This is a genomic window from Variovorax sp. 20P10.2.4, assembly GCF_058244205.1.
The window spans coordinates 1-21671 of record NZ_JBZAYE010000057.1; the positions used below are offsets into that span (position 1 = coordinate 1).

At 68.2% G+C, this 21671-nt stretch carries 18 protein-coding genes and 2 pseudogenes; 18 read left to right on the forward strand and 2 right to left on the reverse strand.

Features of this window, described 5'->3' with window-relative positions:
- From AC27VN_RS08375 to AC27VN_RS08385, 3 genes and pseudogenes are all read left to right on the forward strand, one after another.
- Positions 1-724 (forward strand): annotated as a pseudogene (locus AC27VN_RS08375) (MFS transporter); the annotation flags it as partial.
- Positions 721-1296, forward strand: coding sequence for a DUF1415 domain-containing protein (locus tag AC27VN_RS08380; protein WP_490876234.1), 576 nt, complete (start codon positions 721-723; stop codon positions 1294-1296). The pseudogene AC27VN_RS08375 and the gene AC27VN_RS08380, both read left to right, overlap by 4 nt.
- A complete protein-coding gene (locus AC27VN_RS08385; protein ID WP_490876235.1) occupies positions 1293-2201 on the forward strand; it encodes a class I SAM-dependent methyltransferase in 909 nt (302 codons plus the stop codon). The genes AC27VN_RS08380 and AC27VN_RS08385 overlap by 4 nt, the downstream gene beginning before the upstream one ends.
- 26 nt (positions 2202-2227) lie before the next feature.
- Here AC27VN_RS08385 and AC27VN_RS08390 read toward each other — a convergent pair whose 3' ends face one another.
- Positions 2228-2935, reverse strand: a complete 708-nt coding sequence (locus tag AC27VN_RS08390; protein ID WP_490876236.1) for a DUF1266 domain-containing protein — start codon at positions 2933-2935, stop codon at positions 2228-2230.
- Positions 2936-3019: 84 nt separating this feature from the next.
- Here AC27VN_RS08390 and AC27VN_RS08395 point away from each other — a divergent pair, with 84 nt between their 5' ends.
- The 9 genes and pseudogenes from AC27VN_RS08395 to AC27VN_RS08435 all read left to right on the forward strand — a co-directional run.
- Complete coding sequence (locus AC27VN_RS08395) at positions 3020-3715, forward strand: transposase (protein WP_490876237.1); 696 nt, start codon at positions 3020-3022, stop codon at positions 3713-3715.
- Positions 3716-3899: 184 nt separating this feature from the next.
- On the forward strand, positions 3900-8654 hold the full coding sequence (locus AC27VN_RS08400) for a glutamate synthase-related protein (protein ID WP_093351990.1): 4755 nt from the start codon (positions 3900-3902) through the stop codon (positions 8652-8654).
- A gap of 39 nt (positions 8655-8693) precedes the next feature.
- Positions 8694-10172 carry a glutamate synthase subunit beta gene (locus AC27VN_RS08405; protein WP_208508697.1) on the forward strand — a complete coding sequence of 493 codons (1479 nt, stop codon included), beginning with the start codon at positions 8694-8696 and terminating at the stop codon, positions 10170-10172.
- 172 nt (positions 10173-10344) lie between these two features.
- Positions 10345-11172, forward strand: coding sequence for an ABC transporter ATP-binding protein (locus AC27VN_RS08410; RefSeq protein ID WP_281077295.1), 828 nt, complete (start codon positions 10345-10347; stop codon positions 11170-11172).
- Positions 11169-11951, forward strand: a complete 783-nt coding sequence (gene mlaE / locus AC27VN_RS08415; RefSeq protein ID WP_208508699.1) for a lipid asymmetry maintenance ABC transporter permease subunit MlaE — start codon at positions 11169-11171, stop codon at positions 11949-11951. The genes AC27VN_RS08410 and mlaE overlap by 4 nt, the downstream gene beginning before the upstream one ends.
- A 40-nt stretch (positions 11952-11991) precedes the next feature.
- Positions 11992-12480, forward strand: a complete 489-nt coding sequence (gene mlaD / locus AC27VN_RS08420; RefSeq protein WP_093351981.1) for an outer membrane lipid asymmetry maintenance protein MlaD — start codon at positions 11992-11994, stop codon at positions 12478-12480.
- A 26-nt stretch (positions 12481-12506) separates the two neighbouring features.
- Complete coding sequence (locus AC27VN_RS08425; protein WP_490876238.1) at positions 12507-13256, forward strand: MlaA family lipoprotein; 750 nt, start codon at positions 12507-12509, stop codon at positions 13254-13256.
- Positions 13257-13451: 195 nt separating this feature from the next.
- A complete protein-coding gene (locus AC27VN_RS08430; RefSeq protein WP_093351976.1) occupies positions 13452-14114 on the forward strand; it encodes an MlaC/ttg2D family ABC transporter substrate-binding protein in 663 nt (220 codons plus the stop codon).
- A 25-nt stretch (positions 14115-14139) separates the two neighbouring features.
- Positions 14140-14424 (forward strand): annotated as a pseudogene (locus AC27VN_RS08435) (STAS domain-containing protein); the annotation flags it as partial.
- Between the two features lie 27 nt (positions 14425-14451).
- On the opposite strand, the gene AC27VN_RS08440 reads toward AC27VN_RS08435, so the two are convergent.
- A complete protein-coding gene (locus tag AC27VN_RS08440) occupies positions 14452-16026 on the reverse strand; it encodes a serine hydrolase domain-containing protein (RefSeq protein WP_490876239.1) in 1575 nt (524 codons plus the stop codon).
- Between the two features lie 159 nt (positions 16027-16185).
- On the opposite strand from AC27VN_RS08440, the gene AC27VN_RS08445 reads away from it, so the two are divergent.
- Genes AC27VN_RS08445 through hisD form a run of 6 tightly spaced genes read left to right on the forward strand, consistent with a single transcriptional unit; the run spans position 16186 to position 21518 of the window.
- Complete coding sequence (locus AC27VN_RS08445) at positions 16186-17133, forward strand: ABC transporter ATP-binding protein (RefSeq protein ID WP_490876240.1); 948 nt, start codon at positions 16186-16188, stop codon at positions 17131-17133.
- On the forward strand, positions 17130-17894 hold the full coding sequence (locus AC27VN_RS08450; protein WP_490876241.1) for an ABC transporter permease: 765 nt from the start codon (positions 17130-17132) through the stop codon (positions 17892-17894). Before AC27VN_RS08445 ends, AC27VN_RS08450 begins: the two co-directional genes overlap by 4 nt.
- A gap of 19 nt (positions 17895-17913) precedes the next feature.
- Positions 17914-18156, forward strand: a complete 243-nt coding sequence (locus tag AC27VN_RS08455) for a BolA family protein (RefSeq protein WP_057596770.1) — start codon at positions 17914-17916, stop codon at positions 18154-18156.
- 46 nt (positions 18157-18202) lie between these two features.
- A complete protein-coding gene (murA, locus tag AC27VN_RS08460) occupies positions 18203-19486 on the forward strand; it encodes a UDP-N-acetylglucosamine 1-carboxyvinyltransferase (RefSeq protein ID WP_490876242.1) in 1284 nt (427 codons plus the stop codon).
- Positions 19483-20124 carry an ATP phosphoribosyltransferase gene (gene hisG / locus AC27VN_RS08465; RefSeq protein WP_057596768.1) on the forward strand — a complete coding sequence of 214 codons (642 nt, stop codon included), beginning with the start codon at positions 19483-19485 and terminating at the stop codon, positions 20122-20124. The genes murA and hisG overlap by 4 nt, the downstream gene beginning before the upstream one ends.
- Positions 20125-20147: 23 nt before the next feature.
- On the forward strand, positions 20148-21518 hold the full coding sequence (hisD, locus tag AC27VN_RS08470) for a histidinol dehydrogenase (protein ID WP_208513633.1): 1371 nt from the start codon (positions 20148-20150) through the stop codon (positions 21516-21518).
- The last annotated feature ends 153 nt before the right edge of the window (positions 21519-21671 follow it).

Here is a 21671-nt window from a genome sequence, read left to right on the forward strand (position 1 = left end):
GGTGTCGGCGCTGGCGGCGGCCTGGCTGTTCGTCGCGGTGCCGGCCGACCGGCAACGCGCGCCGATCGCCGCCACCGCACCCGAGAGCGGCTGGTCGCGCCTGCGCACCACCGTCGGCGCGCGCGGGCCCTGGCTCACGGCGCTGAGCTTCGCCGTCTACTCGGCGCAGTGGATGGCGGTGATCGGCTTCCTGCCCGCGATCTATGCCGGCGCGGGCGTGCCGGCCGGCTGGAACGCGGTGCTCACGGCACTGGCCGCGGCGATGAACATCGTCGGCAACATCATGGGCGGGCGTTGGCTGCAGCGCGGCATCGCGCCCGAGCGGCTGCTGCAGTGGGGCTTCCTGATCATGGCGTTGGGCGGCATCGCGGCCTTCGCGGAACTGCGCGGACCGGGCGCCGATGCCATCGGGCTGCCCGCCTCGCTGCGCTTCGTGGCCGTCTGCGCCTTCTCGCTCGCGGGCGGCATGGTGCCGGCCACGCTGTTCCTGCTCGGCGTGCGCTTCGCGCCCGGGCCGGCCACCGTGTCGACCACCGTCGGGCTGATGCAGCAGGCCTCGTCGCTGGGCCAGTTCCTGGCGCCGCCGACTGTCGCCTGGGTAGCGCACCGCGTCGGCGGATGGCACTGGACCTGGGTCGCGACGCTGGCCTGCTCGCTGACCGGCATCGCGATCGCGCGCCGGCTCGGCCGCGCGCGGCTGGCACTGGAGGCGGCGACGCCATGAGCGGCAATGCTTCCATCACGGTCGAGCAGACCGTCGCCGACACGCGCCGCTGGCTCGAGCGCGCGGTGATCGGCCTCAACCTGTGCCCGTTCGCGAAGGCCGTGCACGTCAAGGGCCAGATCCATTACGCCACCTACCTGCCCGCCGAGCATGACGACCTGCTCGACGCATTGCTCGCCGAAGCCCGCCAGCTCGTCGCGCTCGATGCCGCCGAGCGCGACACCACCTTGCTGATCGCGCCGAACACGCTTTTGGACTTCCTCGATTTCAACGACTTCACGGCGCGCGCCGAGCGCCGGCTCGCCAAGGCCGGCTTCGACGGCGTGCTGCAGCTCGCGAGCTTCCATCCACGGTTCCAGTTCGGCGGCACGGAGCCCGACGACATCGGCAACGCCACCAACCGCGCGCCTTACCCCACGCTGCACCTGCTGCGCGAAGAGAGCGTGGACCGCGCGGTCGAGGCCTTTCCCGATGCCGAAGAGATCTTCGGCCGCAACATCGACACCCTCGAGGCCCTGGGGCCCGAAGGCTGGGCCGCGCTCGACGTCGGCCCCGGGAGCACCCCCACATGAATACCCACACACCGAAGAAAACCCGCGACGACCATTCCGCCAAGGGCGGCAAGACCGCCAAGGTGGCGAAGGCCGATGCCGAACTCGCCGAGGCCCTGCGCCCGGGCCAGTCGGTCGAGCTGCTCAAGGAGCTGCACATCCTCACGCGCGAGGGCCGGCTCAACCAGGACTCGCGCCGCAAGCTCAAGCAGGTCTACCACCTGTTCCAGTTCATCGAGCAGCTGCTGCGCGAACTGCCCGAGGGCGGCGCCAACGCCACGCTGGCCGACCATGGCGCGGGCAAGTCGTACCTCGGCTTCATCGTCTACGACCTGTTCTTCCGCGCGGGGCAGGGCGGTCACGTCTACGGCATCGAGACGCGTGCCGAGCTGGTCAAGAAGTCGCGCGAACTCGCGCAGCGGCTGGGCTTCGACCGAATGTCCTTCCTCAACCTCACGGTCGCCGAATCCGCCAGCGCCAGCGAGCTGCCGCCGCAGATCGACGTGGTGACCGCGCTGCATGCCTGCGACACCGCCACCGACGACGCGATCGCCTTCGGCCTCGCGAAGAAGGCGCGCTGCATGGTGCTGGTGCCCTGCTGCCAGGCGGAGGTGGCGGCCTGCCTGCGCGAGACCAAGGCGCTGGCGCTCTCGCGCACACCGCTGGCCGAGCTCTGGCGCCATCCGCTGCACACGCGCGAGATCGGCAGTCAGCTCACCAACGTGCTGCGCTGCCTGTACCTCGAGGCCAACGGCTACAGCGTCACCGTGACCGAGCTCGTGGGCTGGGAGCACAGCATGAAGAACGAACTGATCCTCGCGCGCCACACCGGCCAGCGCAAGGCGAGTGCGGCGGCGCGGTTGCGTGAGCTGCTGGCGCAGTTCGGGCTCGATGCGTTGGGCGATACGCGCTTTCGGCTCGACTGAGAAGGCGAGCCGAACGCCGCGCCGGGTCAGCGCGAGGCGAGCAGCGACGGCAGCGCGTCGCGCGCGGGCCAGGCCAGCGTCTTCCACGGGCTGCGTTCGTCTTCCAGCAGCCGTTCGGTCACCGAAGCCAGCACCTTGCGGCCCATGAAGTTGCTGCCCGCGGCATCGCGCTCGCCCTCGAGGAAGCTGCGGCCGTAGTGCTCCCAGCCGTCGAAGCGCTCGATCGCCAGCGCCACCGCCGGCTCGAGCGCGTCCAGCGCTTCGCACGCTTCCAGGTAGCCGACCGCCGCCGAGCCGGTCGCGAGGTGCGCGAAGCGGGCGATCCACACCGCCAGTTCGCCATCCGTGCTTCGGGCCATCGCCTCGGCCGCGTCGTGGGTGTCGGCGATGGCTTCGCGTGCCTGTGCCTCGTCGCCCGCGTCGAAGTCGCGCGCCAGCAGCTTCTTCCATGGCGCGACTTCCTCGTCGGGGATCGGCACGCACAGCAGGTGCACCGCGCTGCGGTTCGCTTCCTTGGCGGCTTTGAGCTCGGGGGCGAAGGTCTCGCGGTAGATCGCGGCCAGCGCCACGGCCATGTTCTCGTAGCGCGACGAGGTCGCGAGCCGGGCCTCGAGCGCCGCGCCGTCCTGCTGGGCCTTGGCCTCGCGCTCGGCGGCTTCCTGCGCCAGTTCGGCGCGTCCCTCCGCCATGCCTTCCTTGACCGTATCGAGCATTTCCTTGAAGAACTTGAACATCGAATGGCTCCTCCCCCGCCAGGATGGAATGGTTCGGCGGGCGGCTTAGGATACAAGCCTCGCGCGTCAACCCCTTCCTGGCCCATGGCCCGCCTTCCCCGTCTCACCCTTGCCGGCCTGCCGCACCACGCGATCCAGCGCGGCAACAACCGCCAGCCGATCTTCGTGGACCGCGCGGACCACGAGAAGCTGCTCGCCCTGCTGGCCGACAGCGCCACGCGCTTCGGCGTCGCGGTGCATGCCTACGTGCTGATGGACAACCACTTCCACCTGCTGGCCACGCCCGACAGCGCCACCGGGTTGCCGCAGCTCATGCAGTCGGTCGGGCGCAGCTACGTGCGCTATTTCAACGACCGCCATGGCCGCAGCGGCACGTTGTGGGAAGGGCGCTACAGGTCGACCCTGATCCAGACCGAGCGCTACCTGCTGACCTGCATGGCCTACATCGACCTCAACCCGGTGCGCGCGGGGCTGGTGATCGATCCGCGCGACTTCGCGTGGTCCAGCCATGCGCACTACGCGGGGCTGCGGCACGACCGGCTGCTCACGCCCCATCCGCTGTACTGGGAGCTCGGCAACACCCCGTTCGCGCGCGAGGCGGCGTATGTCGAACTGGTGCGCGCGGGCGTCCGGGCCGCCGACCAGTCGGCGCTGACCGAGGCCACGCTGCGTGGCTGGGCGGCCGGCGATGCGGATTTTCTGGACGCGTTGCAGAAGAACACCGAGCGCCGCGTGCTGCCGGCCAAGGCCGGCCGGCCGCCTTCGGGCACCAAGATCTGAACTGAAAAAGGGCGGAAGCCGCTGTGCAGTCGTGGTCTTCCGCTATCCAATTTGATATGTCCCCAATTAAATTCTGACAAGAAAACTCAAGATTTAATCGGAATCTGACCCCCATTAAAGTGTTTGGCATTCTTTGTGCATCGCAATATGCTCCCAATCCCTGCGAAAACTGAAGGAGTGCGCCATGACGACGGCTGCCGAGATTCAACATCTCCAACAACACGGTCTGTATTCCGGTGCCGACGAGCACGATGCCTGCGGCGTCGGCTTCGTGGCCCACATCAAGGGCGAGAAGAGCCACGCCATCGTGCTGCAGGGCTTGAAGATTCTCGAGAACCTCGACCATCGCGGCGCCGTGGGCGCCGACAAGCTGATGGGCGACGGCGCCGGCATCCTGATCCAGCTGCCCGACCACCTGTACCGCGACGAGATGGCCAAGCAGGGCGTCACGCTGCCCCCGCCGGGCGAGTACGGCGTCGGCATGATCTTCCTGCCGAAGGAACACGCCTCGCGCCAGGCCTGCGAGCAGGAAATGGAACGCGCGATCAAGGCCGAAGGCCAGGTGCTGCTGGGCTGGCGCGACGTGCCGGTCAACCGCGACATGCCGATGTCGCCCACCGTGCGCGAAAAGGAACCGCTGCTGCGCCAGGTCTTCATCGGCCGCGGCAACGACGTGATCGTGCAGGACGCGCTGGAACGCAAGCTCTACGTGATCCGCAAGACCGCGAGCGCCAACATCCAGCGCCTGAAGCTCAAGCACAGCAAGGAATACTACGTTCCGAGCATGTCGAGCCGCACCGTGGTCTACAAGGGCCTGCTGCTCGCCGATCAGGTCGGCACCTACTACCTCGACCTGCAGGACAAGCGCTGCGTCTCGGCCCTGGGCCTGGTGCACCAGCGCTTCTCGACCAACACCTTCCCCGAGTGGCCGCTGGCCCACCCGTACCGCTACGTCGCGCACAACGGCGAAATCAACACGGTCAAGGGCAACTACAACTGGATGAAGGCGCGCGAGGGCGTGATGTCCTCGCCCGTGCTCGGCGCCGACCTGCAGAAGCTCTACCCGATCAGCTTCGCGGGCCAGTCCGACACCGCCACCTTCGACAACTGCCTCGAGCTGCTGACGATGGCCGGTTACCCGATCAGCCAGGCCGTGATGATGATGATTCCCGAGCCCTGGGAGCAGCACAGCACCATGGACCCGCGCCGCCGCGCGTTCTATGAATACCACGCCGCCATGCTCGAGCCCTGGGACGGCCCGGCCTCGATCGTGTTCACCGACGGCCGCCAGATCGGCGCCACGCTCGACCGCAACGGCCTGCGTCCCTCGCGCTACTGCGTGACCGACGACGACCTGGTCATCATGGCCTCCGAGTCGGGCGTGCTGCCCGTGCCCGAGCAGAAGATCGTGCGCAAGTGGCGCCTGCAGCCCGGCAAGATGTTCCTGATCGACCTCGAGCAGGGCCGCATGATCGACGACGAGGAGGTCAAGGCCACCCTCGCCAACAGCAAGCCCTACAAGCAGTGGATCGAGAACCTGCGCATCAAGCTCGACAGCGTGCAGGCCGAGCCGGTGACCGCGCCGATCTCGCAGGTCGCGCTGCTCGACCGTCAGCAGGCCTTCGGCTACACCCAGGAAGACATCAAGTTCCTGATGAGCCCGATGGCGCAGGCCGGCGAAGAGGGCATCGGCTCGATGGGCAACGACAGCCCGCTGGCCGTGCTCTCGAGCAAGAACAAGCCGCTGTACAACTACTTCAAGCAGCTGTTCGCCCAGGTCACGAACCCGCCGATCGACCCGATCCGCGAAGCCATCGTGATGTCGCTGGTGTCCTTCATCGGACCCAAGCCCAATCTGCTCGACATCAACCAGGTCAACCCGCCGATGCGGCTCGAGGTGAGCCAGCCGATCCTCGACTTCGCCGACATGGCGAAGCTGCGCGACATCGGCAAGTACACGCAGGGCAAGTTCAAGAGCTACGTGCTCGACATCACCTATCCGCTCGCCTGGGGCGACGAAGGCGTCGAAGCCAAGCTGGCCTCGCTGTGCGCCGAAGCCGTCGATGCCATCAAGGGCGGCCACAACATCCTGATCGTCAGCGACCGCGGCGTCGGCCCGACGCAGGTCGCGATCCCCGCCGTGCTGGCGCTGTCGGCCGTGCACCAGTACCTGGTGCGCGAGGGCCTGCGCACCACGGCCGGCCTGGTGGTCGAAACCGGTTCGGCGCGCGAGGTGCACCACTTCGCCGTGCTCGCGGGTTACGGCGCCGAGGCGGTCCATCCCTACCTCGCGATGGACACCCTGGCCGGCATGCATGCCGACCTGCCGGGCGCGCTGAGCGCCGAGAAGGCGATCTACAACTACGTGAAGGCGATCGGCAAGGGTCTGTCGAAGATCATGTCGAAGATGGGTGTCAGCACCTACATGAGCTACTGCGGCGCCCAGCTGTTCGAGGCCATCGGCCTGAACAGCGAGACCGTCAGCAAGTACTTCACCGGCACCGCCAGCCGCGTGGAAGGCATCGGCGTGTTCGAGATCGCCGAGGAAGCCATCCGCATGCACAAGGCCGCCTTCGGCGACGACCCGGTGCTCGCCAGCATGCTCGACGCCGGCGGCGAATACGCCTGGCGCACGCGCGGCGAAGAGCACATGTGGACGCCCGACGCGATCGCCAAGCTGCAGCACAGCACGCGCGCCAACAACTGGAACACGTACAAGGAATACGCCCAGCTCATCAACGACCAGAACCGCCGCCACCTCACGCTGCGCGGCCTGTTCGAGTTCAAGATCGATCCGGCGAAGGCGATTCCGGTCGACGAGGTCGAGTCGGCGGCCGACATCGTCAAGCGCTTCGCCACCGGCGCGATGTCGCTGGGCTCGATCAGCACCGAGGCGCATTCGGTGCTGGCCGTGGCCATGAACCGCATCGGCGGCAAGAGCAACACCGGCGAAGGCGGCGAAGACCCCGCGCGCTACCGCAACGAGCTCAAGGGCATCCCGATCAAGCAGGGCGACACGCTGCGCAGCGTGATCGGCGCCGAGAACGTCGAGGTCGACCTGCCGTTGAAGGACGGCGACTCGCTGCGCTCGCGCATCAAGCAGGTGGCCTCGGGCCGCTTCGGCGTCACGGCCGAGTACCTGCATTCGGCCGACCAGATCCAGATCAAGATGGCCCAGGGCGCGAAGCCGGGCGAGGGCGGCCAGCTGCCCGGCGGCAAGGTCACCGAGTACATCGGAAAGCAGCGCTACGCGGTGCCGGGCGTGGGCCTGATCTCGCCGCCGCCGCACCACGATATCTACTCGATCGAGGACCTGGCCCAGCTGATCCACGACCTGAAGAACACCGCGCCGCACGCCAGCATCAGCGTGAAGCTGGTCAGCGAGATCGGCGTCGGCACCATCGCCGCGGGCGTGGCCAAGTGCAAGAGCGACCACGTCGTGATCGCCGGCCATGACGGCGGCACGGGCGCCTCGCCCTGGTCGTCGATCAAGCATGCGGGCAGCCCGTGGGAGATCGGCCTGGCCGAGACGCAGCAGACGCTGGTGCTCAACCGCCTGCGCAGCCGCATCCGCGTGCAGGCCGACGGCCAGATGAAGACCGGCCGCGACGTCGCGATCGGCGCGCTGCTGGGTGCCGACGAGTTCGGCTTCGCCACCGCGCCGCTGGTGGTCGAGGGCTGCATCATGATGCGCAAGTGCCACCTCAACACCTGCCCGGTGGGCGTGGCCACGCAGGACCCGGTGCTGCGCAAGAAGTTCTCGGGCAAGCCCGAGCACGTCGTCAACTACTTCTTCTTCGTCGCGGAAGAAGTGCGCCAGATCATGGCCCAGCTCGGCATCCGCAAGTTCGACGACATGATCGGCCGCGCCGACCTGCTCGACATGCGCAAGGGCATCGAGCACTGGAAGGCCTCGGGCCTCGACTTCAGCCGCCTGTTCGCGCTGCCGAACGTGCCGGCCGATGTCTCGCGCTTCCACGTCGAGAACCAGGACCACGGTCTCGACAAGGCGCTCGATGTCCGGCTGATCGAGAAGTCGCGTCCCGCGATCGACAAGGGCGAGAAGGTGCAGTTCATCGAGGTGGCACGCAACGTCAACCGCTCGGTGGGCGCGATGCTCTCGGGCGCGCTGACCAAGGTGCATCCGCAGGGCCTGCCCGACGACTCGATCCGCATCCAGCTCGAGGGCACGGGCGGCCAGTCGTTCGGCGCCTTCCTGGCCCGCGGCATCACGCTGTACCTGATCGGCGACGCCAACGACTACACCGGCAAGGGCCTGTCGGGCGGCCGCGTGGTGGTGCGCCCCAGCCTCGACTTCCGCGGCGAGGCCGTGCGCAACACCATCGTCGGCAACACCGCGCTGTACGGCGCGACCACCGGCGAGGCCTACCTGTGCGGCGTGGCCGGCGAGCGCTTCGCGGTGCGCCTGTCGGGCGCCACGGCGGTCATCGAAGGCACGGGCGACCATGGCTGCGAATACATGACCGGTGGCACGGTGGCCGTGCTCGGTAAGACCGGTCGCAACTTCGCGGCCGGCATGAGCGGCGGCGTGGCCTTCGTCTACGACGAGGACGGCCAGTTCGCCTCGCGCTGCAACATGTCGATGGTCTCGCTCGAGAAGGTGCTGACCTCGGCCGAGCAGACCGCCAGCGTGCATCGCAAGATCTGGCACGGCGGCGAGACCGACGAGGCCCAGCTGAAGAAGCTGCTCGAGGAACACCACCGCTGGACCGGCAGCAAGCGCGCGCGCGAACTGCTCGACACCTGGGCCGTGTCGCGCACCAAGTTCGTCAAGGTCTTCCCCAACGAGTACAAGCGCGCCCTCGGCGAGCTGCACGACCGCAAGGTCGAGCTCGCCAGCACCGGCAACAACGCGCACGTCGGCCTCGAGCCGCATGCGATCGCCGCCGCGCCCAAGACGGCGCCGGCCGCCGCCTGAAGGCGCCGGTGAACGAAGACACAACGAAGGAACAGCACGATGGGAAAGATCACCGGTTTTCTGGAGCATGAGCGCATCGAGGAGGGCTATCGCCCGGTCGAGGAACGGCTCAAGCACTACAAGGAATTCGTCGTCGGCCTGAACACCGACCAGGCGAAGGTGCAGGGCGCGCGCTGCATGGACTGCGGCACGCCGTTCTGCAACAGCGGCTGCCCGGTCAACAACATCATTCCGGACTTCAACGACCTGGTGTACCGCAACGATTGGCAGAACGCCTTCGCGGTGCTCGACTCGACCAACAACTTCCCCGAGTTCACCGGCCGCATCTGCCCCGCTCCCTGCGAGGCGGCCTGCGTGCTCAACGTGAACGACGACGCGGTCGGCATCAAGTCGCTCGAGCACGCGATCATCGACCGCGCCTGGGACGAGGGCTGGGTCGCGCCGCGCGTGGCCAAGCACAAGACCGGCAAGAAGGTCGCGGTGGTGGGCGCGGGCCCGGCCGGCATGGCCGCCGCGCAGCAGCTCGCGCGCGCCGGCCACGACGTGACGCTGTTCGAGAAGAACGACCGCATCGGCGGCCTGCTGCGCTACGGCATCCCCGACTTCAAGATGGAGAAGTCGCACATCGACCGCCGCGTCGAGCAGATGAAGGCCGAGGGCGTGGTGTTCCGCACCGGCGTGGTCGTCGGCGCCGCCAAGGATCCGCTGGGCAAGGGTTCCAAGGTCACGAACCTGGCCAAGGAAACCGTCACGCCCGAGCAGCTGCAGAAGGACTTCGACGCCGTGCTGCTGACCGGCGGCGCCGAGCAGTCGCGCGACCTGCCTGTGCCCGGCCGCGACCTCGACGGCATCCATTTCGCGATGGAGTTCCTGCCGCAGCAGAACCGCGTCAACGCGGGCGACAAGGTCAAGGGCCAGCTGCGCGCCGACGGCAAGCACGTGATCGTGATCGGCGGCGGCGACACCGGCTCCGACTGCGTGGGCACCAGCAACCGCCATGGCGCCGTGAGCGTCACGCAGTTCGAGCTGATGCCGCAGCCGCCCGAGGAAGAGAACCGTCCGCTGACCTGGCCCTACTGGCCGATCAAGCTGCGCACCAGCTCCAGCCACGACGAGGGCTGCGAGCGCGAGTTCGCGATCTCGACCAAGGAATTCATCGGCGAGAAGGGCAAGATCACCGGCCTGAAGACCGTTCGCGTCGAGTGGAAGGACGGCAAGATGCAGGAAGTGGCCGGCAGCGAGCAGGTGCTCAAGGCCGACCTCGTGCTGCTCGCGATGGGCTTCGTGAGCCCCGTGGCGACCGTGCTCGATGCCTTCGGCGTCGAGAAGGATGCGCGCGGCAATGCGAAGGCCAGCGTCGACTTCATCGGCGGCTATGCCACCAACGTGCCGAAGGTCTTTGCCGCCGGCGACATCCGCCGCGGCCAGTCGCTGGTGGTGTGGGCGATTCGCGAGGGCCGCCAGGCCGCGCGCTCGGTCGACGAGTTCCTGATGGGTTTCAGCGACCTGCCGCGATAAGTCCAGGTGCCGCGCCCGCGCTCCCTCGGGAGGGCGGGCGTCTCCTCCAAACGGAGCAGGCCGGCCCGGCGGAAATTTGTTTCAATTCGGCGGGGCTTCTCGTGGCTCCTTTATCATCCGCGGAAACCGCATGCCGGGATGCCTCCTCAGGGCGCCCGGCTTTTTTATTGAGATGGACCCAGCCGCACAGCCACAGCCCTTCGTAGAGTTTCGCGACGTTCGCTTCGGCTATGGCGCGCGCGCGATCCTCGATGGCGTCTCGTTCTCGCTGCCGCGCGGCAAGGTCACGGCGCTCATGGGCGCGTCGGGCGGGGGCAAGACCACCGTGCTGCGCCTCATCGGCGGCCAGCAGCGCGCCCAGCGCGGCGAGGTGCTGTTCGACGGTCAGGACGTCGGCCGCATGGACTCCGCCGCGCTCTATGCCGCACGGCGCCGCATGGGCATGCTGTTCCAGTTCGGCGCGTTGTTCACCGACATGAGCGTGCTCGACAACGTGGCCTTTCCGTTGCGCGAACACACCGAACTGCCCGAGGCGCTGGTGCGCGACATCGTGCTGATGAAGCTCGATGCCGTCGGCCTGCGCGGCGCGCGCGATCTGCTGCCCAGCGAAGTCTCGGGCGGCATGGCGCGGCGCGTGGCGCTGGCGCGCGCGATCGCGCTCGACCCCGACTTCGTGATGTACGACGAACCCTTCGCCGGCCTCGACCCGATCTCGCTCGGCACCGCGGCGCGGCTGATCCGCCAGCTCAACGACACGCTGGGACTCACCAGCATCATCGTGTCGCACGACGTGGAGGAGACCTTCCGCATCGCCGACCAGGTGATCGTGCTCGCCAACGGCGGCATCGCCGCCCAGGGCACGCCCGACGAGGTGCGCAACAGCAGCGACCCGCTGGTGCACCAGTTCGTGCATGCGCTGCCCGACGGGCCGGTGCGCTTCCACTACCCGGGCGTCAGCATCGAGGACGACTTCGGTCCGATGAGCGGGAGCGGGTCATGAGCTGGTGGAACCCCGGCGATGTCGGCTTCGCCGTGCGCAGCAAGCTGGCCGACCTCGGCTATGGCGCCAAGCTGTTCATGCGGCTCGCCTTCCAGGGCTCGCGCAGCCTGCGCCGCTTCGCGCTGGTGCGCGACCAGATCCATTTCCTGGGCAACTACTCGCTCGCGATCATCGCGGTGTCGGGTCTGTTCGTGGGCTTCGTGCTCGGCCTGCAGATGTACTACGCGCTGCAGCGCTATGGCTCCTCGGAAGCGCTCGGCCTGCTGGTCACGCTGAGCCTGGTGCGCGAGCTCGGGCCGGTGGTGGCGGCGCTGCTGTTCGCGGGCCGTGCCGGCACCTCGCTCACGGCCGAGATCGGTCTTATGAAGGCCGGCGAGCAGCTCAGTGCCATGGAGATGATGGCGGTCGACCCGGTGCAGCGCATCCTCGCGCCGCGCTTCTGGGCCGGCGTGATCACCATGCCGCTGCTGGCGGCCGTGTTCAGCGCGGTCGGCATCCTCGGCGGCTACGTGGTGGGCGTGCTGATGCTCGGCGTCGACCCCGGCGCGTTCTGGGGCCAGATGCAGGCGGGCGTCGATGTCTGGCGCGACGTCGGCAACGGCGTCATCAAGAGCATCGTGTTCGGCTTCACCGTGACCTTCATCGCGCTGCTGCAGGGCTACGAGGCGCAGCCCACGCCCGAGGGCGTGTCGCGCGCCACCACGCGCACGGTGGTGGCGGCTTCGCTGTCGGTGCTGGGGCTGGATTTCCTGCTCACCGCCATGATGTTCAGTATCTGAAGGGGCTCGCCCCCGATCGTTCTAGATAGAGAGTGCAACCATGCAACGTTCCAACAACGACATCTGGGTCGGCCTGTTCGTGCTGCTCGGTGCGGCCGGGCTGCTGTTCCTCGCGCTGCAGTCGGCCAACCTGCTGAGCCTGAACTTCCAGAAGACCTACACGGTCACCGCGCGCTTCGACAACATCGGCGGCCTCAAGCCGCAGACGGCCGTCAAGAGCGCTGGCGTGGTGATCGGCCGCGTGCAGTCCATCTCGTTCAACGACAAGACATTTCAGGCCGACGTGACGCTGGCATTGCAAAACCGTTACAGTTTTCCCAAGGACAGCTCGCTGAAGATCCTCACCAGTGGCCTGCTCGGCGAGCAGTACATCGGGATCGAGGCAGGCGTCGAAGAGAAGAACCTGCAGGCCGGCGACACGATCACAGCGACCCAATCGGCCGTGGTGCTCGAGAACCTGATCAGCCAGTTCCTCTACAGCAAGGCCGCCGAGGGAAGCTCCACGCCGGCCAACAGCAACAAGAAATGAAAAACCGTCACCCCATGTCGAATGCTATGAAGAACATAGCTACCTGTGCCCGCTGGCTGGGCCTTTCCGCCGTTCTGTCGGTGCTCGCCGCGTGCGCCACCGGCCCGCAGGCCAATCCGCTCGATCCGCTCGAGCCCTTCAACCGGGGCGTGACCCGCTTCAACGACGTCGTCGACGAGAACGTGCTCGTGCCGGTGGCCACCACCTACACCCGCGTGCTGCCCTCGCTGGTGCGCACCGGCGTCGCCAACTTCTTCAACAACGTGGGCGACGTCTGGAACCTCGCCAACAACGTGGCGCAGGCCAAGCTGCAGAACAGCGCGCAGACCTTCATGCGGCTGAACGTCAACACCATCTTCGGTCTGGGCGGCCTGCTCGACATCGCCACCGAGGCGGGCATCGACCGCCACGACGAGGACTTCGGCCAGACGCTGGGCTACTGGGGCGTGGGCTCGGGCCCGTACCTCGTGCTGCCGCTGCTCGGCCCCTCGACCGTGCGCGATGCCGCGGCGCTGCCGGTGGACCGCTGGGGCGATCCGATCTCGCACATGAACGACGTGGCGTGGCGCAATTCGCTCAACGTGCTGAACCTGGTCGACACCCGCGCCAAGTACCTGCGCGCCGGCCGCCTGCTCGACGATGCGGCGCTCGACAAGTACACCTTCACGCGCGACGCCTACCTGCAGCACCGCCGCAGCGACATCTACGACGGCAACCCGCCCGACGAGCGCGAGGACATCGACGGCAAGGACAGCAAGGGCAACGACGGCAAGTAAGCGCCGGCCCGCCGTGCCTGGCGCATGGCGACCCAGGCAACCGGCTGCGGCATTTGCTTGCATCCGGTTGCAGGCTTCATCCGACGTTCAGGAACCCCGCGAGCCGGTACCCTGTCGAAACCGTTCCAGACTTGGCGCGGCTGCTCTCTTTTTCGAAGAGCCGCGCGGCAGATTCAACCAGAGGGACTCACGATCATGACAAAAACCCAGACCTTGATTCAACGACGCAGCCTCGGCCGCCTGGTGCTGGCCGGCGCGCTGCTGATCGGCGCCGGCGTCGCCTTCATGCGTCCCGCGCAGGCCGCGGACGAAGCGCCCGACGCGCTGGTCAAGCGGCTGTCGACCGACGTGCTCGAGACCATCAAGGCCGACACCTCGATCAAGGCCGGCGACGTCAACAAGATCATGCTGCTGGTCGACAGCAAGATCATGCCGAACGTCAACTTCCAGCGCATGACCGCCTCGGCCGTCGGCCCGGCCTGGCGCCAGGCCACGCCCGAGCAGCAGAAGCGCCTGCAGGAAGAGTTCAAGACCCTGCTGGTGCGCACCTATGCCGGCGCGCTCGACCAGGTGAGCGATCAGACCGTCACCGTGCGTCCCTACCGCGGTTCGCCCGACGACAAGGAAGTGCTGGTGCGCACCGAGGTCCGCGGCCGCGGCGACCCGGTCCAGCTCGACTACCGCCTCGAGAAGACGCCCGGCCAGGGCGGCGGCTGGAAGGTCTACAACCTCAACGTGCTCGGCGTGTGGCTGGTCGATACCTACCGCACCCAGTTCTCGCAGGAGATCAACGCCCGCGGCATCGACGGCCTGATCACCGCGCTGGCCGCCCGCAACAAGGGCAGCGGCAAGGGCTGAGCCCGGCCGGCACGCCAAAACAGGAGCCGAGGCCATGCTGGTCCTGCCGACGAAGCTCACGCACGACGAGGCGCCCGCCTGCATGCGCATGCTGCAGAAGGGCCTCGCCGGCCAGGCCGATGCCTCCGCCACCGTGGTCGATGCCAGCGCGCTGGTGCAGTTCGACTCGTCGGCGCTGGCGGTGCTGCTCGAATGCCGCCGCGAGGCCAGCGCGCTCGGGCGCGGCTTCGCGGTGAAGGGCCTGTCGCCGCGACTGCGCGAGCTGGCGGCGCTCTACGGGATCGCCGGCCTGCTGCCGGCCGCGCCCTGATCCCTACTTCCCCTCGTCTTTACGAGCTCAGGAGGCTGGAACGGCCTCCATCAGCAGCTTCAGCGCATCGTTGAGCGACCGGCTGTAGACCGGTGCGCCCTTCGAGTGCCCGATGCGCACGATCACCAGGTCGTGCGAGGGCACGATCAGCACCACCTGCCCGTCGGCCCCCAGCATGTAGTAGGCCGAGGTCGGCACCGGGAACACGGTGGCACCGCTGATCGCGCCGTTGAGCCAGAAGAAGCCGCCGTAGATCGGCCGCTTGTCGGCCGCCCAGCCCGGCGCCACGGTGCGCACGAAGTTCACGTAGCCCTCGGGCAGCAGGCGCTCGCCATTCCAGACCCCGTCCTGCAGGTACAGATTGGCCAGCCGCGCCCAGTCGCGGCCCGACATGAAGTCGTAGCCCTGCGCCAGGAAATTGCCGTAGGGGTCGGTCTCCAGCACCATCGAGCGGATGCCGATCTTGTCGAACAGCGCGCGCTGCGGGAACGAGAGGTACTCCTCGCCGCGCTTCTCGACCGCGAGGCGCACCAGGTAGCTGGCGAGCACCGGGTCGGTGTTGCGGTAGCGGCCCACGAGGTTGGGCTGCCATTGCTGCGGCCGCGTGGCGGCGTAGTTGAAGGCGTTGATCCGCCCCGTGTAGAAGTAGAGGTGGTCGGGGTAGGTGCCGTTGGGATCGAAGTCCGGATCGTCGGGCGCCTTGATGCGCAGCCCGCTCGACATGTGCAGCAGGTCCGAGATGCGGATCTTCTGGCGGCCGTCGCCTTCGCCCTGCCATTCGGGAATCGGCGCCGGCTGGTCGAGCGTGTAGACGCCCTGCTTGATCAGCACGCCCATCATCGTGGCCACCACGCTCTTGCCCATCGACCACGATTCCAGCGGCGTCGTCGGGCCGATGCCCTGCATGTAGCGCTCGCCGATGATCCGGCCCTTGTGCGTGACCACGAAGGCCGAGGTGTAGGCCTCGGGGATGGCGAAGGCGGCGTCCACGGCCTGCGCCACCTTGGCCATGTTCACGCCGACCGGCGGCGGGGTGCTCGGCAGCAGGTCGCCCATCGGCCAGGGCTGGGTGGCCGCATCGGGCAGCGTGCTCTTGACCTCGAGCGGCGTGAAGAACACGTCGTCGCGCCCGGGCGGCAGCGTCACGCAGCCCTGCGAGCCGAACTGGCGCGCGGTCAGCGTCGGGCCGCCGGGGATGGCGATGCGCACCTCGCGCTTCGTGCGGTCGACGACCGGCTTGCCCACCTTCCGGCGTTCCGAATACGGCCCGACGAAGTAGCCGATGGTCTCGGCGGCGACGTCCGGGTCGAGCCCGGTGATGAAGACCGCCGAGCACATCGCCTTGGCATAGCCCGAGGTGTTGTGTTCGAGCACGTTGCCGGGCGGCGGCACGTAGGGCGTGTTGAGCTCGAGCGCACGCGCGCGGGCGATCAGCGCCTCGCGGGCCGGCAGCTCGGCCGTGCTGGGCGGCGGCGCTCCACCGACGCCGGGGAAGCCTCCACCCCCTCCACCACCGCCGCCGCCACAGGCGGACAGCAGGCTCGCAAGAATGAGGGCCCCGGCGGCCAGCCAGGGCCGGGGAGGGCGGTGCAACGATCGCATCACGAGGGCTCCTTGCGACGGCCGGCGGTGGCGGTGCCCCGCCCGGCGTCGGGCGCGATTCTGATCCGAACCGGGCCCGCGGTCCTTAAGGGTCCGCCGGGCTTGCATTCCCGCACGAACTGCGCTGGAGGACCCGCGCCCTTAAAATCCCGGCCTCCCATGCCCGCGATCTCATTCCAATCGGTCTCCAAGACCTATCCTCCCTCACGACAGCAGCGGGCCCAGGGCAAGGCCGGGCTGCGAGCGGTCGATGAGGTCAGCTTCGACATCGAGCCCGGCGAGTTCTTCGGCCTGCTCGGTCCCAACGGGGCCGGCAAGACCACGCTGATCAGCATGCTCGCGGGCCTGTCGCGTCCCACGTCCGGGTCGATCCGCGTGCACGGCTTCGACGTGCAGCGCGATTACGCCGAGGCCCGTCGCCAGCTCGGCATCGTGCCCCAGGAGCTGGTGTTCGACCCCTTCTTCAACGTGCGCGAGTCGCTGCGCATCCAGTCGGGCTACTTCGGCATCAGGAACAACGAGGCCTGGATCGACGAGCTGCTGCAGAGCCTGGGCCTGACCGACAAGGCCACCGCCAACATGCGCCAGCTCTCGGGCGGCATGAAGCGCCGGGTGCTGGTGGCGCAGGCGCTGGTGCACAAGCCGCCGGTGATCGTGCTCGACGAGCCCACCGCGGGTGTCGACGTCGAACTGCGCCAGACGCTGTGGCAGTTCGTCGCACGGCTCAACAAGCAGGGCAGCACGGTGCTCCTGACCACCCATTACCTCGAGGAAGCCGAGGCGCTGTGCAACCGCATCGCGATGCTCAAGCTCGGCCGCGTGATCGCGCTCGACCGCACCAGCGAGCTGCTGAAGTCGGCCGCGAGCAACGTGCTGCGCTTCAAGACCGATGCGATGCTGCCCTGGGAAATCGCCCAGCATGCGCGCATCACGGGCCGCATCGTGCAGCTGCCGGCGCAGAACGCGCATGAGGTCGAACAACTGCTGGCCGCCATCCGGCAGGCCGGCGTGGCGGTGGAAGACGTGGAAATGCGCAAGGCCGACCTGGAAGACGTGTTCATCGACCTGATGGCGGGCGAGCAGACGCCGCTGGAGGTCGCGCGATGATGGCTGTCACCGGCTGGCGCGCGCTGCTCTACAAGGAAACGCTGCGCTTCTGGAAGGTCGGCTTCCAGACCGTCGGCGCGCCGGTGCTCACCGCGCTGCTCTACCTGATGGTGTTCGGCCATGTGCTCGAAGACCACGTGAAGGTCTACGGCACCGTCGGCTACACCGCCTTCCTGATCCCGGGCCTGGTGATGATGAGCGTGCTGCAGAACGCGTTCGCCAACAGCTCGTCCTCGATCATCCAGAGCAAGATCATGGGCAACCTCGTGTTCGTGCTGCTCACGCCGCTGTCGCACTGGGGCTGGTTCCTCGCCTACGTGGGCTCGTCGGTGATCCGCGGGCTGGCGGTGGGGCTCGGCGTGTTCCTGGTCACGATCTTCTTCGCCGTGCCGGACTTCGCGGCGCCCCTCTGGATCCTGGTGTTCGCGCTGCTCGGCTCGGCCATGCTCGGCACCTTGGGCCTGATCGCGGGGCTCTGGGCCGAGAAGTTCGACCAGATGGCCGTGTTCCAGAATTTCCTGATCATGCCCATGACCTTCCTGTCGGGCGTGTTCTATTCGATCGGTTCGCTGCCGCCGTTCTGGCAGTCGGTGAGTCACCTGAACCCCTTCTTCTACATGATCGACGGCTTCCGCTACGGCTTCTTCGGTGTCAGCGACGCCTCGCCGTGGCTGAGCTTCGGGATCGTCGGCAGCGCCTGGCTCGTGGTCAGCGCGATCGCGGTCCACCTGCTGAAGATCGGCTACAAAATCCGAGGCTGAACGGCCCACCCCACACTCCATGACCGCAGACCAACTCAAGGCCATCATCCAGTCCCACCTGCCGTGCGAGCACATCGCGCTCGAGGGGGACGGCCGACATTGGTACGCCACCATCGTCTCGGCCGAATTCGAGGGCAAGCGCTCGATCCAGCGCCATCAGCGGGTCTACGCCACCCTCGGTGCGAAAATGCATACCGATGAGGTGCATGCGCTCTCGATGAAGACCTACACGCCGTCCGAATGGGCGGCGGCTGAAAAATAACTCTCCGGGCCTGCGGGCCCTTTGCGAGCCACTCGCTGGACCTTCGATGGACAAACTCCTGATTCGCGGCGGGCGCCAGCTCCGCGGCGAAGTACTCATTTCCGGCGCCAAGAACGCCGCGCTGCCTGAGCTGTGCGCGGCCCTGCTGACCGACCAGCCCGTGGTGCTGCACAACGTGCCGCGCCTGCAGGACGTGTCGACCATGCTCAAGCTGGTGCGCAACATGGGCGTGTCGGCCGAGCGCGACGACAACGGCACGGTGCGCCTGAACGCCGGCGACCTGACCCGCCCCGAGGCCCCGTACGAACTCGTGAAGACGATGCGCGCCTCGGTGCTGGCGCTGGGCCCGCTGCTGGCGCGCTTCGGCCACGCCAAGGTGTCGTTGCCGGGCGGCTGCGCCATCGGCTCGCGGCCGGTCGACCAGCACATCAAGGGCCTGCAGGCCATGGGCGCCGAGATCGTGGTCGAGCACGGCTACATGGTCGCGCGCCTGCCCGCCGGCCGCACGCGCCTGAAGGGCGCGCGCATCCTGACCGACATGGTCACGGTCACCGGCACCGAGAATTTCCTGATGGCGGCCGCGCTGGCCGAGGGCGAGACGCTGCTGGAGAACGCCGCGCAGGAGCCCGAGATCGTCGACCTGGCCGAGATGCTGATCCGCATGGGCGCGAAGATCGAGGGCCACGGCACCAGCCACATCCGCATCCAGGGCGTCGAGACGCTGCACGGCTGCGAGCACGCCGTGGTGGCCGACCGCATCGAGGCCGGCACCTTCCTGTGCGCCGTGGCGGCCGCGGGCGGCGAGGCCTTGCTGCGCCATGCGCGCGGCGACCATCTCGACGCGGTGATCGACAAACTGCGCGACGCCGGCTGCGAAGTGGCCTGCGCGCAGGACGGCATCCGCATCGCCTCGAAGGGCGCCGAACAGCTCAAGGCCCAGAGCTTCAGCACCACCGAGTACCCGGGCTTCCCGACCGACATGCAGGCGCAGTTCATGGCGCTCAACGTGATCGCACACGGCGCCTCGATGGTCACCGAGACCATCTTCGAGAACCGCTTCATGCACGTGAACGAGATGGTGCGCCTGGGCGCGCGCATCCACGTCGAGGGCAAGGTGGCGATGGTCGAGGGCGTGCAGCAACTGTCGGGCGCCACCGTGATGGCGACCGACCTGCGCGCCTCGGCCAGCCTGGTCATCGCCGGCCTGGTGGCCGAGGGCGAGACCCTGGTCGACCGCATCTACCACCTGGACCGCGGCTACGACCGCATGGAAGCCAAGCTGCGCGGCCTTGGGGCCGACATCGAACGCGTGACCGGAGCCACCGCATGATCACCCTGGCGCTTTCCAAAGGCCGCATCTTCGAAGAGACCATGCCGCTGCTGGCCGCGGCCGGCATCGAGGTCACGGAAGACCCCGAGAAGTCGCGCAAGCTGATCCTCGGCACCACCCGCCCCGACGTGCGCGTGGTGCTGGTGCGCGCCTCCGACGTGCCGACCTACGTGCAGTACGGCGGCGCCGACCTCGGCGTGACCGGCCTCGACGTGCTGCTCGAGCACGGCAACCAGGGCCTGTACCAGCCGCTCGATCTGCGCATCGCTGCCTGCCGCCTCAGCGTGGCCGTGCGCGCCGACTACGACTACGCCTCGGCCGTGCGCCAGGGCTCGCGCCTCAAGGTCGCGACCAAGTACGTGGGCCTGGCGCGCGACTTCTTCGCCAGCAAGGGCGTGCACGTCGACCTGATCAAGCTCTACGGCAGCATGGAGCTCGCGCCGCTGACCGGCCTGGCCGACGCCATCGTCGACCTGGTCTCGACCGGCAACACGCTCAAGGCCAACCAGCTGGTCGAGGTCGAGCGCATCATGGACATCAGCGCGCGCCTGGTCGTCAACCAGGCCGCGCTCAAGCTCAAGCGCGAACCCATCCGCCGCATCATCGACGCCTTCGCGTCGGCCATTCCCTCCGCCTGATCCCTCGAACCGCACTTCGCCAAATGACCCTGCAAGCAGCCCCCGCCCGACTGTCCACGACTTCAGCCAGCTTCGATGCTGAATTCAAGGCGCGGCTGCATTGGTCCGCGGATGCCGATGCCGCGATCGAGAAGACGGTGGCCGACATCCTGGCCGACGTGCAGACGCGCGGCGACGCGGCGGTGCTCGAGTACACGCGCCGCTTCGACGGCCTGGGCGCCGCTTCGGTGTCCGAACTCGAACTGACCCAGGCCGACTTCAAGCAGGCCTTCGACTCGCTGCCCGCCGTGCAGCGCGAGGCGTTGCAGGCCGCGGCCGACCGGGTGCGCAGTTACCACGAGGCGCAGAAGAAGGCCTCGGGCGAGAGCTGGAGCTACCGCGATGCCGACGGCACGCTGCTGGGCCAGAAGGTCACGCCGCTCGATCGCGTGGGCATCTACGTGCCCGGCGGCAAGGCGGCCTATCCGTCGAGCCTGCTGATGAACGCGATTCCGGCCCACGTGGCCGGCGTGGGCGAGATCATCATGGTCGTGCCCACCCCGGTGAAGGGCAGCGTGGCCACCGGCGGCGCCGGCGGCGAATCGTCGGGCAAGGGTGAGCGCAACGTGCTGGTGCTGGCGGCCGCCTACGTGGCCGGCGTCACGCGTGCCTTCACCATCGGCGGCGCGCAGGCCGTGGCCGCGCTGGCCTACGGTACTGCGACCATTCCCGCTGTCGACAAGATCACCGGTCCCGGCAATGCCTACGTGGCGGCCGCCAAGCGCCGCGTGTTCGGCACCGTGGGCATCGACATGATCGCGGGCCCGAGCGAGATCCTGGTGCTGGCCGACGGCAGCACGCCGCCCGACTGGGTGGCGATGGACCTGTTCAGCCAGGCCGAGCACGACGAGCTCGCGCAGAGCATCCTGCTGTGCCCCGACGCCGCCTACATCGACCGCGTGCAGGCCGAGATCGACCGCCTGCTGCCGACCATGCCGCGCGCGGCGATCATCGCCGCCTCGCTCAATGGCCGCGGCGCGCTGATCCACACGAAGAGCATGGAAGAGGCCTGCGAGATCAGCAACCGCATCGCACCCGAGCACCTGGAAGTCAGCAGCAGCGAGCCGCAGCGCTGGGAGCCGCTGCTGCGCCACGCCGGCGCGATCTTCCTCGGCGCCTTCACCAGCGAGAGCCTCGGCGACTACTGCGCCGGCCCGAACCACGTGCTGCCCACCAGCGGCACCGCGCGCTTCTCGAGCCCGCTGGGCGTGTACGACTTCCAGAAGCGCTCGAGCCTGATCGAGGTCAGCGAGGCCGGGGCCCAGGTGCTCGGGCCGATCGCCGTCACGCTGGCCGAGGGCGAGGGCCTGCAGGGCCACGCCGAGGCCGCGCGCATGCGGCTGCGCAAGGTTTGAGGGCCGCGGCCGCGGGCCCGGTTCCGATGGCATTTCCGTCCACAACCCGCTCGGGAGGAGCAAGCCTGATGATGAATCAACGTCTGCGTCGTTCGCGCCTGTTCAAGTTAGCCCTCGGCCTGCTGGCCGGTACCGCGCTGCTCGTGGCCTGCA

Excerpts from the sequence above, each read along its gene's own strand:
- mlaD (WP_093351981.1), top strand. The coding sequence starts at position 11,992 with ATGCAACGTTCCAACAACGACATCTGGGTCGGCCTGTTCGTGCTGCTC.
- AC27VN_RS08395 (WP_490876237.1), top strand. The coding sequence starts at position 3,020 with ATGGCCCGCCTTCCCCGTCTCACCCTTGCCGGCCTGCCGCACCACGCG.
- AC27VN_RS08410 (WP_281077295.1), top strand. The coding sequence starts at position 10,345 with ATGGACCCAGCCGCACAGCCACAGCCCTTCGTAGAGTTTCGCGACGTT.
- AC27VN_RS08455 (WP_057596770.1), top strand. The coding sequence starts at position 17,914 with ATGACCGCAGACCAACTCAAGGCCATCATCCAGTCCCACCTGCCGTGC.
- AC27VN_RS08405 (WP_208508697.1), top strand. The coding sequence starts at position 8,694 with ATGGGAAAGATCACCGGTTTTCTGGAGCATGAGCGCATCGAGGAGGGC.
- AC27VN_RS08425 (WP_490876238.1), top strand. The coding sequence starts at position 12,507 with ATGAAGAACATAGCTACCTGTGCCCGCTGGCTGGGCCTTTCCGCCGTT.
- hisG (WP_057596768.1), top strand. The coding sequence starts at position 19,483 with ATGATCACCCTGGCGCTTTCCAAAGGCCGCATCTTCGAAGAGACCATG.
- AC27VN_RS08450 (WP_490876241.1), top strand. The coding sequence starts at position 17,130 with ATGATGGCTGTCACCGGCTGGCGCGCGCTGCTCTACAAGGAAACGCTG.
- AC27VN_RS08390 (WP_490876236.1), bottom strand. The coding sequence starts at position 2,935 with ATGTTCAAGTTCTTCAAGGAAATGCTCGATACGGTCAAGGAAGGCATG.
- AC27VN_RS08380 (WP_490876234.1), top strand. The coding sequence starts at position 721 with ATGAGCGGCAATGCTTCCATCACGGTCGAGCAGACCGTCGCCGACACG.
- AC27VN_RS08440 (WP_490876239.1), bottom strand. The coding sequence starts at position 16,026 with ATGCGATCGTTGCACCGCCCTCCCCGGCCCTGGCTGGCCGCCGGGGCC.
- AC27VN_RS08430 (WP_093351976.1), top strand. The coding sequence starts at position 13,452 with ATGACAAAAACCCAGACCTTGATTCAACGACGCAGCCTCGGCCGCCTG.
- AC27VN_RS08445 (WP_490876240.1), top strand. The coding sequence starts at position 16,186 with ATGCCCGCGATCTCATTCCAATCGGTCTCCAAGACCTATCCTCCCTCA.
- murA (WP_490876242.1), top strand. The coding sequence starts at position 18,203 with ATGGACAAACTCCTGATTCGCGGCGGGCGCCAGCTCCGCGGCGAAGTA.
- AC27VN_RS08385 (WP_490876235.1), top strand. The coding sequence starts at position 1,293 with ATGAATACCCACACACCGAAGAAAACCCGCGACGACCATTCCGCCAAG.
- mlaE (WP_208508699.1), top strand. The coding sequence starts at position 11,169 with ATGAGCTGGTGGAACCCCGGCGATGTCGGCTTCGCCGTGCGCAGCAAG.
- AC27VN_RS08400 (WP_093351990.1), top strand. The coding sequence starts at position 3,900 with ATGACGACGGCTGCCGAGATTCAACATCTCCAACAACACGGTCTGTAT.
- hisD (WP_208513633.1), top strand. The coding sequence starts at position 20,148 with ATGACCCTGCAAGCAGCCCCCGCCCGACTGTCCACGACTTCAGCCAGC.